Source organism: Planococcus sp. APC 3900, from assembly GCF_030407735.1.
Taxonomy (GTDB): domain Bacteria; phylum Bacillota; class Bacilli; order Bacillales_A; family Planococcaceae; genus Planococcus; species Planococcus notacanthi.
Genome location: NZ_JASDCT010000004.1, coordinates 147,376 through 160,765, shown reverse-complemented (window position 1 = coordinate 160,765; position 13,390 = coordinate 147,376). Strand labels below are relative to the sequence as shown.

Here is a 13,390-nt window from a genome sequence, read left to right as displayed (position 1 = left end):
ATGAATGTCCAGCTTTCCAGCACAGTAAACTATGATCCGGATTTACCTGATTTTCTCGATATTCCAAATGTATCAGCCGGCGCCATTTTAAAAGGCAGCATTAAACAATTCGGTAAAAAGAATGCTTATATATACCGTGATACGCCAATTACCTATAATGAGATCCATCAACAATCCAGGCGTTTTGCAAATGCATTGCGGAAACTCGGCATTGGCCGCGGGATGGTTGTATCGACTCATTTGCCGACATGCCCTCAATACCTCGCAGCCTATTACGGAATTATTTTATCAGGTGCGGTCTACTCCCCGCTCAACCCTTATTTGCCAGCAGGAGATTTAACGCATCAATTGAACGACTCACAAACTCAAGTAGTGGTGACACACGAATCCGTCGCACATTCCATACGCGAAGTACTGGCAGATACGCAAGTCAAGCATGTCATTGTCACTGGAGATTCTGAAATTTTCACGAACGAAACCCCTGTGAATTTGGAAGCGGACGAAAAATGGCATAGTTTTGCTGCATTAAAAGCAGCGGCTTCAGACGAAGAATTCGATCCCGGCATTGATCCAGAAAACGATCTTGTGCATATCGCCTATACGGGGGGAACCACTGGCAGTCCAAAAGGTGTCATGATTACACACGCAAATTTAGTCAGTAACATCACTCAAATCGCTGCATGGACAGCTGGTGCTTTGCCTATCTTGGATGAAGATGGCGCACTCCGTTTCGCACCCGTGGAGCAGGACCTTGAAGCCTATAAGATAAAATACTCCATCCCATTCGCGGAAGAAGTACGATTAAGCCCTTCTCCTTTGTTTCACATAACAGGAGGCATCGGGATGATCGTTTCTCCAATGGCACAGGGCGTTACGACTTTATTGCCTGATCGTTTTGTCCCTGCACAATTTCTTGATTTAATCGAGAAGTACAAAGTGTCTTCGATTAACGGAGCACCCGCCATGTGGAACATATTGCTCAATTTACCCGGAATCGACTCGTATGATTTTTCGACAATCCGCAACATCAGTTCTGGTGCGGCTCCCCTTTCACAAAAAGAATTGGGACTGCTAAAAGAAATGTTCCCCAATGCTCGTGTAGGTGAAGGGTATGGATTGACGGAAGGAACTGCCTCTGTCGCAGGAAGCGTCATAGTAGCCGGCGGTGTTCATAAAGCAGGAACAGTTGGATTGCCGACTTACAATACCAAAATCAAAGTCGTAGCGCTCGACGGGGCGAGCGAAGAAGCTCTGCCTTCAGGACAGGCCGGAGAAATTTGCATCTATGGCCCCCAAGTCATGAAGGGTTATTTTAATAAGCCGGAAGAAACAGCTGTAACACTTCGAAATGGCTGGCTGCATACCGGCGATATCGGTATTATCGATGAAGACGGTTATCTCGCGATTGTCGATCGTAAAAAAGAAATGCTGATTTACAATGGATACAACGTTTATCCAAGTCGGATCGAAGAAGTTATCGTCTCTCATCCCGCCGTGCAAAACGCCATTGTCATTGGGAAACCGGCGAAAAAATTTGGTGAAATCCCGAAAGCTTTCGTTATTTTAAAGCCAGGCAGCTGCTTGTCTGAAGAAGAACTCATAAACTATACGAATGAACGCGTTGTCCATTATTCAAAAGTACGCGAACTCGAATTTCTTGAGCAATTCCCCATGACAGCTGCAGGTAAAATCTCAAAAATTCATTTGAAGAAACAAGAAATGGAAAAGCAGTAGACAAAAAAGACCTGCCACCTAAAATCGGATGGCAGGTCTTACATTTTTCTTTATAAAAAACTAACTCAGTAAGCGCTCCACCCTGCATCTGCTGCAAGGACCACGCCGTTGATGTAGGAAGATTCGCCGCTTGCCAGGAAAAGGGCGATGCTGGCGATCTCGTCCGGTGATGCGCTGCGGTTCATCGTGCCTGTTCCGCGGGTTGCTTGCTTCAAGCCGAACATATCGTAATTGTCGATGGACTGCGTTAACCCCGTATCAACCTGTGCTGGTGCGATTGCATTGCAGCGAACGCCTTGTGCACCGTAAGTCGAAGCAATGTTCTTCGTCATGCCGGCAACTGCATGTTTCGCCGCTGTATACGTTAGACCGCCGCGTCCGCCTGTGATTCCGCAGATTGAAGCCAGGTTCACGATAATGCCGCCGCCTTGTTTAGTGAAGAGCGGGATGATTTTTCGGGATCCGCGCATCACGCCGCCTACGTTGATATCCATAACGCGGTTCCAGATGGCATCTTCCACATTATGCGCCGCCTGCATGTTGTCCAGTACCCCTGCACAGTTCACGAGAATGTCGACACGTCCGAAATGGCCCACCGAATCGTCCACCATCCGCTGAATGTCGTCTTCAGAAGAGACATCCACTTTCACGCCAAAGGCTTCAAATCCCTGCGAATTAAATTCTGCAACCGTATTATTCAACGCTTCTTCATTGAAATCAGCAAGTGAAACTTTCGCACCTTCTTTTGCATAAGCCGCGGCAATCGCTTTTCCGATTCCGTTTGCACCACCTGTAATGATGGCCACTTTATTTTCCAAACGCATAATAAAACCCCCAAAAAATTTAGTTTGACTATACAAAATACGGTGGATTCACTAAAATTACGCCCAATTAGTTAAACGGCTGCGAATCAATTTGTTCTGCAGACGCAGGTATTCATTGAGTTCCTCTTCTGAAAAAGCTTCGAACAGCTCGGTATAGATTTCATTGCCAATTGCCTGAGCTTCTTCCAAAGCCGCCAATCCTTTTTCCGTAACCTTTAACCGGATGGTGCGGCGATCTTCTTCTTCATAAAGACGCTCAACCAGCGACAAATCCACAAGTTTGGTTGAAATATTCGTCAATGCCCCTTTGGTCAAACCGACCAATTCGGCCAGCTCGATTTGTTTGCGGGGTCCTTTATTCTTTAACTCAGCCAATACCAAAATGGGCGAAATCCCCAAAGGGTAGGAAAACTTTCGAGTGAAGAGGACAATATTCCCATTGTTCAATTGTTCGATTGCGTTAATGAGTTGAAAAATATTCGTTTTTTCCATTTCAAGTCCTCCTGTGGTTTACCGAAGTTGAATGGATCCGCCGTCGACCATAATCGTCTGGCCTGTGATATATTTGGAATCTTCACTTGCCAGGAAGACAGCGACGCGGCCGATGTCTTCTTCCACATGGCCAAAACGGCCCATCGGAATTTTGGATACAACTGCCTCATAATATTCCGGCTGCGCTTCTGCCCATGCGCGAACGCCTGGCGAGTCAGCGATTGGACTGATGATGTTGACATTGATGCCGTCTCTGCCCCATTCGTTTGCCGCTACCCGTGAAATGCCACGGATCGCTTCTTTTGCAGCGGCATAAGCAGCCTGCGTTTCATGGCCATTCAATCCAGCACCGGATGCAAAATTAATGACATTGCCTTTTGTTTCTTTCAGATAAGGATAGGCCGCCTGCATCAAATACCAGGTCGGGTAAAATCCTGTATTCATCGACAGCTCCAATTCTTCTGTCGGCACATCTGCAAACATCGTCTGGCGGGAAGCATGCGCATTATTCACTAGAACATCCAGCTTGCCGTATTTCTCCACAACTGTTTCCACGACCGTCTTCAAATTCGCATGATCAGTCAAATCCGCTTTGATGAAAAGCGAATCCGCAGAAATGCCCTGCAGCTCCTGCTCCATTGCATGTCCCTGCTCTTCATTCACATCAATGATCACAACTTTAGCGCCTTCTTTTGCCATAGCGAGCGCCATGCCACTCCCAATGCCGCCAGCACCGCCTGTAATGATTGCTACTTTGTCCTGTAATTTCATAATGATCTCCCCTTAACTATTTAAGAATATATTTAGTTTACCATGAAATAGTATACCGTTAAACTATTTGGATTGATGGCGATTTTAATGAAAGGAGCAATTCTCTAGTGTGTTATGTCTTGTACTTGGGAGCAACACAATTCCCAAGTGATTTGTACGTAAGCGTCCAACAGGTTCTTTCCATAGTTAGGTGAATCATCGGTATAGGCTGGTATCATGAAATTGAAAATCATAGGAGATATGGCTTTAGGTGTGTGTCGTCTTCTGGAACCCGGTTCTGCTCATTTCAAACGAAAGTAATTGAGCCAATTAGCCCAGATCTCCTTACAAGCTGAGTTGCATCACTTAACAGTTTCGTTTACGCAAGAAATCGATGTGCCGTCTTCGGTCAACGAATTGCTGGTTCCAGGGGAAGTAGCGCAAATCGCTTATAAGACGGTGCGCGACACAGCAGTCGTGACGAACAAGCGCATTATCATTTCCGACAAACAGGGATTGACTGGCAAGAAAGTCGAAGTCTACACGATTCCTTTCAAATCGATCATCATGTACTCTTCGGAAAATGCCGGCACGTTTGATTTGAACACCGAACTGGAGCTTTGGACGAAAGCTGGCAAGTTTAAATTGAACTTGGCTAAGAAAGTTGATATCCGCAAACTTGATAAAGTTATTGCGGAAGCAATTCTCTAAATGCCATTTAACAGCCCTTCTCACCATGGAGGGCTGTTTTTTCGGCTTAGCTTTCCCACCTTTACCTAGTTATCACGTTTTCAATTCGAGTAAAGGCGATTTCATTTCGTCAAGTACGTACTCCAGCTCTTATATCCCCATAATAAAAAAACCGAGCCGCTCCAACCAGTCTATTCCTGGTCAGAGCGGCTCGGTGCCGTTTTATTGATTGGTTGCTGCTTTTGCGGCTTGTGATTTTTTCAAGATGATTTCGAGTTCTTCCAGTGATTTGCCTTTGGTTTCCGGAATGAACTTCCAGACAAACAGCGCGGAAAGGATGCTCATGAGGCCATAGATTCCGTAAGTCATTGCACCGCTGACTTCCATCATTGGCGGATAGGTAGAAGATACGAAATAGTTGGCTGCCCATTGGAAAGCCACGGCAATCGCCAACGCCTGTCCGCGGATTTTGTTCGGGAAGATTTCAGACAGCAAGACCCACACAACTGGTCCCCAGGACATCATGAATGATGCCGTGTAGATGATGATGAAGACCAATGTGGCGGTACCGATCTGTTCGAAATAAGCCAGTCCGGCTACTCCGAACATCCCAATGGTCATTCCGATGGAACCGATGATCAACAGCGGCTTGCGGCCGACTTTGTCTACGGTGACAATGGCGATGACTGTAAAAATCACGTTGACTAGGCCCATGATGATGGTCTGCATGAGTGAAGCATCGCGTCCTGCGCCCATGCTTTCAAAGATTCGCGGCGCGTAATAAAGCGCTACGTTAATGCCGACAAATTGCTGGAATACCGACAGCAAAATCCCAATGGCAATGATTCCTCTGCCATAGGCAAAGAGCTTTTCTTTTTTGTGGTCGAAGGAATTTTTGATTTCATACAGCGTCGCTTTTGCCATGGTCATATCGTAGGTTTTCAATAAAATGTCCATGGCTTTGTCGTCTTTCTGTTGAGAGACGAGGTAACGCGGTGTTTCCGGAACGAAAAACAGCAATAGGAGGAACAATAAAGCCGGAATCGTTTCAGAAGCGAACATGTATCTCCAGCCCAATTCGTTGATCCACGCCAGGCTCTCGCCTCTTGCGATTCCCCAGTTGACGAAGTAAACGACCAGCATACCGAAAATGATGGCGAATTGGTTCAAGGCGACAAGACGTCCTCTCAAGTTCGGAGGCGCGATTTCCCCGATATACATCGGTGCGACTGCAGAAGCCAGGCCGACTCCGATTCCGCCGATGATCCGGTAGAAGTTGAATGTTGCCAGCAAAGCGATCGAAGGCTCACCTGGTGTGAAGAACAGGAACTCCGGATAAGCAGAGCCGAGTGCCGAAGCCAGGAATAAAAATGCGGCTACGATCAACGTGAATTTCCGGCCGACTTTCGATGAGAACGTACCGGATAAAAATCCACCGATGATACAGCCGATCAGCGCACTGGAAACCGTCAGCCCGTGGACAAAGGAACTGAGTCCCAGACTATCTGTGAAATAAGTCTGCAGCGCACCTTCTGCGCCCGAGATGACAGCCGTGTCGTAGCCGAATAACAAGCCACCCAGTGTAGCTACTAATGTAATCCCAACGATGTATAAAAGCTTGGTATTTTTCATTTTGCCATCGAGAGCAGAATCACTTTCCTGCCCTCTCCTCCTCTCGCGTTGTAAGCGTTATCAGTTATTGTACCAATATTTAGTTACTTTGTGCAATGACTAAACTAAGTTTTCTGAGATTTTTTTATTATCTTGAAATAAAGACAAGTTGAATTTTACCGTTCCAATGCTTGATGCACGGCGGTTTCAAATGAAGAATTGTTCTAGTTTTAAAATACAAGAACTCAAAACTATCACTTCCTATATTTGGTTATTGCCCTCACAATTTGAAGAAAGGAGTGGATGGCATGGCTATCAAGTTTAGATTATCGAGGATCCTAAAACACTTGAAGTTGAATTCAATGTTCATTCAAAAGATATCGTTCCTACAGAACAAAAATCTCTAACAAAAACCGGCAAGTTAACCGTCAAAGAAATGCCGAAAACCAAATACTATGACATTACACAGGATTATGTTTGCAGTTGTGCAATCCGGATTGCTCAAGATATGTTTGCCATCCTGCCCTTTGATCTGGTTGTTGTCCATGCGATGGATGAAGTTTTGGACACCTCAACCGGCAGAACAGATACCCTTCCGATTCTTTCTGTTCGTTTTGATAAAGCGACATTGAACAGCCTGAATTTTGAAGCCATTGATTGTTCAGATTCAATGGCAAATTTCCAGCACAATATGAAATTCCGGAAGACCCAAGGATTTTCGCCGGTTGAGAAGGTTCAGTTGCTTCAGTAATATAAAGAATTTGATTTTATGCCCCCAAAAGATTGGACAGTGTGAATCGTCCAATCTTTTTGCCTTTATTCGATTAAAACAGCCTATATACCACTACACAATACCTTAATCAGCAGCAAGTTTCCCATAAGATAGATAATTGAATACAAGTTTCGAAAGTTTCGTTTATTTCTTTAGTTTCTTTTTAAATAGTTGTATAATTGAAAAAAAGGTAATAAGGAGAGATTACTATGGTTAATCTACTCGATAACATAAAACCCCGCCCTTCTGATGAAGCGATTAAAAATAAGCGGGTAAAAGAGTATGTGCAGCTCATGAGAATGGCCGAAGAAGTAGAACGGGAATTAAAAAGAAGAACTAATGAACTTGGAGAAGATGAAAAACAAGAGGCGTTTGAGGCACTAAGTCAGGAATACAACCTCCCCCCATATGTAACTGTAAGCGATGCGGCAGACATTATAGGTGTCAGTCAGCAAATGGTCCGTAGACATTGCAGCGAAGGGAAACTGTTGGCGAAACAAACTTTCGAAGGCAGCGGGAAATGGCGGATTGAGACCAAACAATTAATGGATCAGCCTAACTGGGAACGGTTTATTGAAAAACGTGCTCGGATTAAAAATCAGTCACTTGGTTTTGCTGACGAAATGCTGAATCAGTTACAGGAAGAAGAATAAGCTAGCTATGGCTGAATTCAAGCAGTATACAGTAGATACGAATTTTTTTCGTTACCACGCCTATAATAATGGCGACACCAATCTACGGAGAGCAGCTGTTCATTTTTGGAAAACCGCAAAAGAAGAAATAGAAAAAGGCGAGGCGGTTATTCTCGTTCCTGCAGAAGTTAAAAGGGAATTAGAGGTACAATCTTATATCTTGTCTGACAGAGAAAATAATAAAATCCAACGTCTTTTAGCTAATTGCCAGGAAATATCCCCTTCTGTTTCGATAAAATTGGAACATCATGTCAGAATAATGTCTGCATATCTGCGGGCCAATTTCCGGAATGCTCTTGGCGATTTCTCTATCGCATACGGTGGTGTTTCAGACTCTCGTATTCTTTATAGTGCTTATTATGAAGACAGCATTCTTGTCACAGCGAATGTTAAAGACTTCATGCTGTACCCTTTTTTATTTAACCAGAGTGAAGATCGATTGTATGATTTAAAGCAAAGTCAATTTGTTCATATACCTGAGGAAACTTATAATCTGGTCTGGCAAGACTCGGGCTTTCAGAACATGTTTCTGGAACTTAGCAAATTAGAGGTTGAATTAGAAGATACAGATGATTGAATGGCAATTAACTCAACCCCCTCCAGGCAGTCCTGCTGCTTGAAAGGGGGTTTGTTGTAATTCTACATTTCATTATATGCAAACTTATTTTATTGAAGGTTTAATCAACTATGTTTATTAAATTCCACTCACCTCACACTGCCCTTCATCATTACGCCCTACCGCTACCATACTTCCATCTGCTTTAAGACCAATCGTATGAGCATTGCCTGCCGAGATCGCTACAATATCGTGCCAGTCACTCGTTTCGCCTTGCCCGTCAGTATTTCGCCCGACTACCACCACTGTTCCGTCAGCCTTCAACCCAATCGTGTGATTGCTGCCGGCAGCTATTTCCACAATCCCACGCCAGTCAGCTACTTGGCATTGGCCGTCCTTATTCGAGCCAGTCGCTATGACCGTACCATTGGATTGGAGTCCCACACTGTGAAGATAGCCCGCCGCGGTTTCTATAATATCTTCCCAGTCACTGACATTGCCTTGGCCGTAGCGGTTGTTGCCCGCTCTCTTTACCGTGCCGTCTTTTTGAAGGCCAAGCGTGTGCCAGTCACCCGCAGAAACCGAGACAATTTCGTGCCAATCACTTACATCGCATTGCCCTTCATTATTCTGTCCCACTGCCACTACCGTTCCGTCTGTTTTCAGTCCAAGTGTTCGGCGCCATCCTGCGGCGATCGCTTTAATATCCAGCCAATCATTTACGTCGCATTGCTGGTATTTATTCCAGCCGACTGCGACGACTTTTCCATTCTTTTGGAGTCCGACCGTATGGGAATTTCCGATATGGCCCGTTCCTGCTGCCACCGCTGTGATGTCTTGCCAGCTGCTCACCTGGCATTGGCCGTATTTATCATCGCCCACCGCAATCACCGTACCATCCGAATGGAGTGCGACAGTATGGCGATAGCCTGCCGCTATGGTCTTTTTCGGCCATCGCTTCATTTGCAATGGCTGCTCTTCTGATGAAAGACGGTCCATATTCAACCTCCCCGACATGTTTGTCTCTGAACAACGAACAGTGATGATCGACAGCTGTTATTCTTCCAACAGCTCAATTAAACGGATCACTTCTTCATCTTCTCCGGTCTCAATCTCCACCAGTTCCTTGTTCTCGATGATGTCGTTGTAGAAATCCTCCCCTGCAGGATACTCGCCATCCCAGCGCAATGGCACATTGTACAGATTGATCGTGCCGTCCCCGTTTCCGCTATACGTCACAGATCCGTCCACCAGGCGCGAGCCTGCCAGTTGAATGACCGCTTCCGGATAAGCGGCGCTAGTTTCATCGTCGGGATTGAGCGGTGTACCTTCAGGGATTTGCTGGACGTACAGCCCGTCTATTTCCTGATTCGGACCGAGCTGCAGCCACACTCTGGCATATTCGATCTGTTCACTGGAATACTCGGATAAAGCATCTTCACCTGAGTCAGTCGCCACCGTAGAACCCTCCTCTCCTGCTCCTTCTTTTCCGCCTTCTTCCAATGCTGTTTCCTCCGGCTCGCCTCTGGCTTTTGAAGCGTCCATGATCGGCGCATCCTCTTCACCGCAGCCCGCCAACAGCAATAGCGCTGCACTCACATAAAAGACTTTTCCAACGCTCTTCATCCGTCCCACCTCTCTTTTCTTTACTTCCGAATTCATTAGTTAGCTGTACATTCGATAATCAACGCAAGTTTTCCTGCTTAGAAACTTACGATACCAGCTAAAAGAGGAAACAATTGAGAGACTCATCCTTTTTCAAACAAAAATCCCTTCTAAGCAGACTAACTGCCCAAAAAGGATTTTGCTTTTATACTGTCTTGGTATCTTCTTGCAGTCTAGCTTCTGTGCGCTCTTCAACCGGTGCTGTAAAATGATCCGGTTTGATGGCAGCCTTGGCTTTCATGACTGCGAAATAAACAATTCCGGACGCAATTAAAGATTGAACTGCCGGGATTCCAAAGGTGTTGACGTATTGAGTTAAATAGCCGACCAACACGCCAACGACAAGAGCAATGGTGGCCATCCAGTTCCATCCTTTATTGTCAGCCCATTGCTGCTTGCGGATAAAGAAGAAGTCGACCATCATGACTCCTGCAATTGCCGGGTAAATTAACGCAGTCATGTACAAGAAGTCCATGAAGTAATCCAGAATTCCAGCAAGGGCAATAACAATGGCAATCAATGTTCCGATCAATGTTAAAATGGCTCGGCCTTTATTTGAATTGACGTTAAAAATATTCGCCATAGCCAACCCCATGCTGTAGTTATTGACGAGCTGGCTAGTCCAGGTTGCAAACCAGAGAATCAGGAATCCCCATACCGGAAATCCAAGGTTCATCATGACATTGACGATGTCTGCATCGCCGACGCCGACTGACATGATTGCCCCTACATAAAACAAGGGGAATCCGACAGCAATGATGCCCAGAGGAATAAGAACATTGTCTTTTACTTTCGGTTTTGCATAGCGAGTATAATCAGATGCAATCACCCACTGGGAGACATTGATACCGATAACCAAGCTTAAGGCAGCCAGAAACGTCATGGAAGGTTCAGGTCTCCATGCCATAATCGTGCTCCAACCTGTATTTTGAAGTGCGTAGAAAATACCGCCTATAATCAGAAGTAATCCTGCAGGCACAGCAATATAGTCAGTCCATTTCATCGAACCATAGCCGATGATTGATGGGATAGCGAACAGTAAACCAACAACGATAGTAACGAGGGCCCATGGACCAAATTCATTCTCGTAATCGATGCCAAGCATCGCCGATATCGCATTTCCTGCAACAGCGGTCTGCAGTGCCCACCAGCCGAGTGATACTATGAAGATCGTTAGGCCTACAATAAAGCGGGCTTGTGCCGCTCCAAAGCTGGAGCGAGCAATTACGGAAGATGACCGGCCTGTTTTGGCGCCGATATAACCAGCGATGGCATTACCAATCCACTGAACAATAAACAAGGAAACCAAAAGAATCCAGAAAATTTCCGACATGCCGAAAGATCCCGCAAGTGTTGCACCAACCATTAAAACAGGAATCGTGAATTCAAGTCCTCCGAAAATCATGGCTGGTGTCAGCCAGTGCTGCCGTTTATTTGCTGGAATTGCTGCTAAAGCCTCATCCGCCCCCACTGCATTTTTAATCCCTTTATCTTCCATTGCTCATTCCCCCTTTAAAATACAAAGCATTTTCTTTCAGCCCACCATTACAAAAACTAGTTCACAATCTTCTTCGCCGTCATTCACCGCTATATGTTCTTCACCTTTTGGAATGAACGTTGCCTGCCCTGCTGAAACGCGGTATTGCTGACCATCGATTTCCGTCAACAAAGAACCTTTTACAATAACCGAGTATTCATTTTCAGCATGCTTGGAGAAGCCGGATAAAGGAACTGTTTCACCAGGGTAGATAACGACATGCCCGACTTGTACTGCTCCATCTTTTGGCTGTTCTTTAAAGATTGTGTGCATCGAATACGATTCATTTCCTTCTTGTGCCAAATCTTTGATGTTCAAAATGTCCATGTCTACACTCCTCTTCCCGTTAATCCCTCAACTTTGAAGGTTTCTTCGTTAACTAACACCCCATAAATTTCTTTCGCCTTTTCGATACTGATATAACCGTTTCTTACATCTCTCGCCACCTGCTCATGAGGACGCTTTAAAGGATCTCCATAACCGCCGCCAGTAGCCGTCATCAATCTGACAACATCCCCTTTATTAAGTGGGTAACGGGGATAGATGCCAAAAGGTCCATCTGTTTCTCCTGTAGTTTTTTCAATAACAAATTCATTCGGTGATCCTTCATCTCCACCATTCAATCCCCACGGGAAGAATTTATTGCGTCCGAAGGTAGCCGATACAAATTGCTTGTCTGTCATTGCACGATACGTACGGGTAACTCCTGCCCCGCCGATGAATTCACCAGATCCTGCTCCATCTGTGCGCAAGCTGTATTCGTCGATCATCACACCATAGCGGGTTTCAGCCACTTCGACTGGTACGTTATATGTTTCTCCATCACCGATACAAAATTGCCCACGCGCGCCATCCTGTCCTTTCGCTGCTCCCCATCCACCTGCCGATGGTTCTACAATCAAGAATGGTTCTTCCGTTTCATGATGATTACCGGATAATGTTACAGCACAGACAGACAAGAGCTGCCCTGCAGATAGGCGCTCCGGAAGAGATGGTGCCAGAGCCTGCCACACAAGATCGGCTCCTCCCTGCATGCTTTCCCAATAGATGGAGACTGGAGCAGGACGTTCCGCAGCCAGTATGGATTTTCGGTCAGTTATGATTTCCAAAGGACGGAAGACTCCGTCATTGACATCCTGCGATGGATTGGTTGCCGCCAGAAAAATTGTGCGCACTGCTGATACGAGTCCGGTATAAGTACAGTTCACCGGACCTGGCACCTGAGGATGGCTGCCTCGGAAATCACAGATGAACTTGTCATCGGTAATCGTTACTTTTACTTTGATCGGAAAAGGGCCGTTGCCGAATCCATCATCATCAACATAATCTTCTGCATAGAATTCACCTTTCGGCAATTTCGCCAACTCTTTTCGGGCCAATTGTTCGCCATGATCCAAATGGTGGTCAATAGAGGTCTGTACGACTTCTACACCATTTTTCAAGCAGAGCTCTTTAACGCGTTTTTCGCCTGTCCGAAGTGCCGCAACCTGTGCCCATAAATCACCAATCGACAAATCAGGGAAACGGATATTCGATTTGATGATATCGAGTACTGCTTCATTGAGCTGCCCTTCATTGAATAATTTCACACATGGGAATTGCAGGCCTTCCTGATAGATTTCTGTCGCATCGTTACTGAAAGAGCCAGGATCTTTGCCTCCGACATCCGTCCAATGCGCTTTGTTGGCCGAGAATGCAACGATCTTTCCTTCATGAAAAATCGGCAGGACCAGTCCAACATCAGATAAATGAGATCCACCACCAACATAAGAGTCATTAATGATAATAATATCGCCTTCTTTTAATCCCTCTTCGCCGAATTTATTGATCGTTTCTTTAACCATAAACGTCAGCATACCGATAAAACCTGTCACACCATTTCCTTGTGTCAGCAATTGGCCCTTAGCATCTGTCAGGCCGCTCGCATAATCAAGCACCTCATAGATGATCGGACTCATCGAGGTCCGCGCCAAGGCATGGAACATTTCATCCCCTATAGCGATTAATGAGTCTTTGACGATTTCGATAGTAAACGGATCAACTTTCACATTTTTGATTGAAGTCATC

General features: G+C 45.5%; 14 protein-coding genes. 5 read left to right on the top strand and 9 right to left on the bottom strand.

All coding sequences use genetic code 11. From position 1 onward, the window contains the following. Window positions 1–1,734, top strand: coding sequence for an AMP-binding protein (locus QMA04_RS09840; RefSeq protein WP_191716325.1), 1,734 nt, complete (start codon window positions 1–3; stop codon window positions 1,732–1,734). A gap of 65 nt (window positions 1,735–1,799) precedes the next feature. Here QMA04_RS09840 and QMA04_RS09835 read toward each other — a convergent pair whose 3' ends face one another. Genes QMA04_RS09835 through QMA04_RS09825 form a run of 3 tightly spaced genes read right to left on the bottom strand, consistent with a single transcriptional unit; the run spans window position 1,800 to window position 3,824 of the window. After that, a complete protein-coding gene (locus QMA04_RS09835) occupies window positions 1,800–2,558 on the bottom strand; it encodes an SDR family oxidoreductase (RefSeq protein ID WP_290185480.1) in 759 nt (252 codons plus the stop codon). Between the two features lie 57 nt (window positions 2,559–2,615). Beyond that, window positions 2,616–3,050: a MarR family winged helix-turn-helix transcriptional regulator gene (locus tag QMA04_RS09830; protein WP_191716327.1), complete on the bottom strand. Its 435-nt coding sequence runs from the start codon at window positions 3,048–3,050 to the stop codon at window positions 2,616–2,618. Between the two features lie 18 nt (window positions 3,051–3,068). Continuing rightward, window positions 3,069–3,824: an SDR family NAD(P)-dependent oxidoreductase gene (locus QMA04_RS09825; RefSeq protein ID WP_191716466.1), complete on the bottom strand. Its 756-nt coding sequence runs from the start codon at window positions 3,822–3,824 to the stop codon at window positions 3,069–3,071. Between the two features lie 366 nt (window positions 3,825–4,190). Between QMA04_RS09825 and QMA04_RS09820 the strand changes: the two genes are divergently transcribed. Further along, the gene (locus QMA04_RS09820; protein ID WP_404825539.1) at window positions 4,191–4,511 is read left to right on the top strand and encodes a PH domain-containing protein; all 321 of its coding nucleotides are present in this window, start codon (window positions 4,191–4,193) and stop codon (window positions 4,509–4,511) included. 201 nt (window positions 4,512–4,712) lie between these two features. On the opposite strand, the gene xylE is transcribed toward QMA04_RS09820, so the two are convergent. Continuing rightward, the gene (gene xylE, locus QMA04_RS09815) at window positions 4,713–6,122 is read right to left on the bottom strand and encodes a D-xylose transporter XylE (protein ID WP_483313716.1); all 1,410 of its coding nucleotides are present in this window, start codon (window positions 6,120–6,122) and stop codon (window positions 4,713–4,715) included. A 415-nt stretch (window positions 6,123–6,537) separates the two neighbouring features. Here xylE and QMA04_RS09810 point away from each other — a divergent pair, with 415 nt between their 5' ends. The 3 genes from QMA04_RS09810 (at window position 6,538) to QMA04_RS09800 (ending at window position 8,142) form a co-directional block, all read left to right on the top strand. Continuing rightward, a complete protein-coding gene (locus tag QMA04_RS09810; RefSeq protein WP_290185476.1) occupies window positions 6,538–6,852 on the top strand; it encodes a hypothetical protein in 315 nt (104 codons plus the stop codon). A 230-nt stretch (window positions 6,853–7,082) separates the two neighbouring features. Further along, window positions 7,083–7,526 carry a helix-turn-helix domain-containing protein gene (locus QMA04_RS09805; protein ID WP_290185474.1) on the top strand — a complete coding sequence of 148 codons (444 nt, stop codon included), beginning with the start codon at window positions 7,083–7,085 and terminating at the stop codon, window positions 7,524–7,526. Between the two features lie 7 nt (window positions 7,527–7,533). After that, window positions 7,534–8,142 carry a PIN domain-containing protein gene (locus QMA04_RS09800; protein ID WP_290185472.1) on the top strand — a complete coding sequence of 203 codons (609 nt, stop codon included), beginning with the start codon at window positions 7,534–7,536 and terminating at the stop codon, window positions 8,140–8,142. A gap of 117 nt (window positions 8,143–8,259) precedes the next feature. Here the strand turns inward: QMA04_RS09800 and QMA04_RS09795 are convergent, their stop codons facing one another. From QMA04_RS09795 to QMA04_RS09775, 5 genes are all read right to left on the bottom strand, one after another. Continuing rightward, the gene (locus tag QMA04_RS09795) at window positions 8,260–9,120 is read right to left on the bottom strand and encodes an RCC1 domain-containing protein (RefSeq protein ID WP_290185470.1); all 861 of its coding nucleotides are present in this window, start codon (window positions 9,118–9,120) and stop codon (window positions 8,260–8,262) included. A 57-nt stretch (window positions 9,121–9,177) separates the two neighbouring features. Further along, complete coding sequence (locus QMA04_RS09790; protein WP_290185467.1) at window positions 9,178–9,747, bottom strand: hypothetical protein; 570 nt, start codon at window positions 9,745–9,747, stop codon at window positions 9,178–9,180. Window positions 9,748–9,931: 184 nt separating this feature from the next. Beyond that, window positions 9,932–11,284 (bottom strand): purine-cytosine permease family protein, encoded by a 1,353-nt coding sequence (locus tag QMA04_RS09785; RefSeq protein ID WP_290185465.1) that lies wholly within the window; start codon window positions 11,282–11,284, stop codon window positions 9,932–9,934. A 36-nt stretch (window positions 11,285–11,320) separates the two neighbouring features. Further along, entirely contained in the window at window positions 11,321–11,650 is a 330-nt protein-coding gene (locus tag QMA04_RS09780; RefSeq protein WP_290185463.1) for a cupin domain-containing protein, read from the bottom strand. Between the two features lie 2 nt (window positions 11,651–11,652). Then, window positions 11,653–13,389 (bottom strand): hydantoinase B/oxoprolinase family protein, encoded by a 1,737-nt coding sequence (locus QMA04_RS09775; RefSeq protein ID WP_290185461.1) that lies wholly within the window; start codon window positions 13,387–13,389, stop codon window positions 11,653–11,655. Window position 13,390: the final 1 nt, after the last annotated feature.

Excerpts from the sequence above, each read along its gene's own strand:
- QMA04_RS09840 (WP_191716325.1), top strand. The coding sequence starts at position 1 with ATGAATGTCCAGCTTTCCAGCACAGTAAACTATGATCCGGATTTACCT.
- QMA04_RS09835 (WP_290185480.1), bottom strand. The coding sequence starts at position 2,558 with ATGCGTTTGGAAAATAAAGTGGCCATCATTACAGGTGGTGCAAACGGA.
- QMA04_RS09830 (WP_191716327.1), bottom strand. The coding sequence starts at position 3,050 with ATGGAAAAAACGAATATTTTTCAACTCATTAACGCAATCGAACAATTG.
- xylE (WP_483313716.1), bottom strand. The coding sequence starts at position 6,122 with ATGAAAAATACCAAGCTTTTATACATCGTTGGGATTACATTAGTAGCT.
- QMA04_RS09810 (WP_290185476.1), top strand. The coding sequence starts at position 6,538 with ATGCCGAAAACCAAATACTATGACATTACACAGGATTATGTTTGCAGT.
- QMA04_RS09805 (WP_290185474.1), top strand. The coding sequence starts at position 7,083 with ATGGTTAATCTACTCGATAACATAAAACCCCGCCCTTCTGATGAAGCG.
- QMA04_RS09800 (WP_290185472.1), top strand. The coding sequence starts at position 7,534 with ATGGCTGAATTCAAGCAGTATACAGTAGATACGAATTTTTTTCGTTAC.
- QMA04_RS09795 (WP_290185470.1), bottom strand. The coding sequence starts at position 9,120 with ATGGACCGTCTTTCATCAGAAGAGCAGCCATTGCAAATGAAGCGATGG.
- QMA04_RS09790 (WP_290185467.1), bottom strand. The coding sequence starts at position 9,747 with ATGAAGAGCGTTGGAAAAGTCTTTTATGTGAGTGCAGCGCTATTGCTG.
- QMA04_RS09785 (WP_290185465.1), bottom strand. The coding sequence starts at position 11,284 with ATGGAAGATAAAGGGATTAAAAATGCAGTGGGGGCGGATGAGGCTTTA.
- QMA04_RS09780 (WP_290185463.1), bottom strand. The coding sequence starts at position 11,650 with ATGGACATTTTGAACATCAAAGATTTGGCACAAGAAGGAAATGAATCG.
- QMA04_RS09775 (WP_290185461.1), bottom strand. The coding sequence starts at position 13,389 with ATGACTTCAATCAAAAATGTGAAAGTTGATCCGTTTACTATCGAAATC.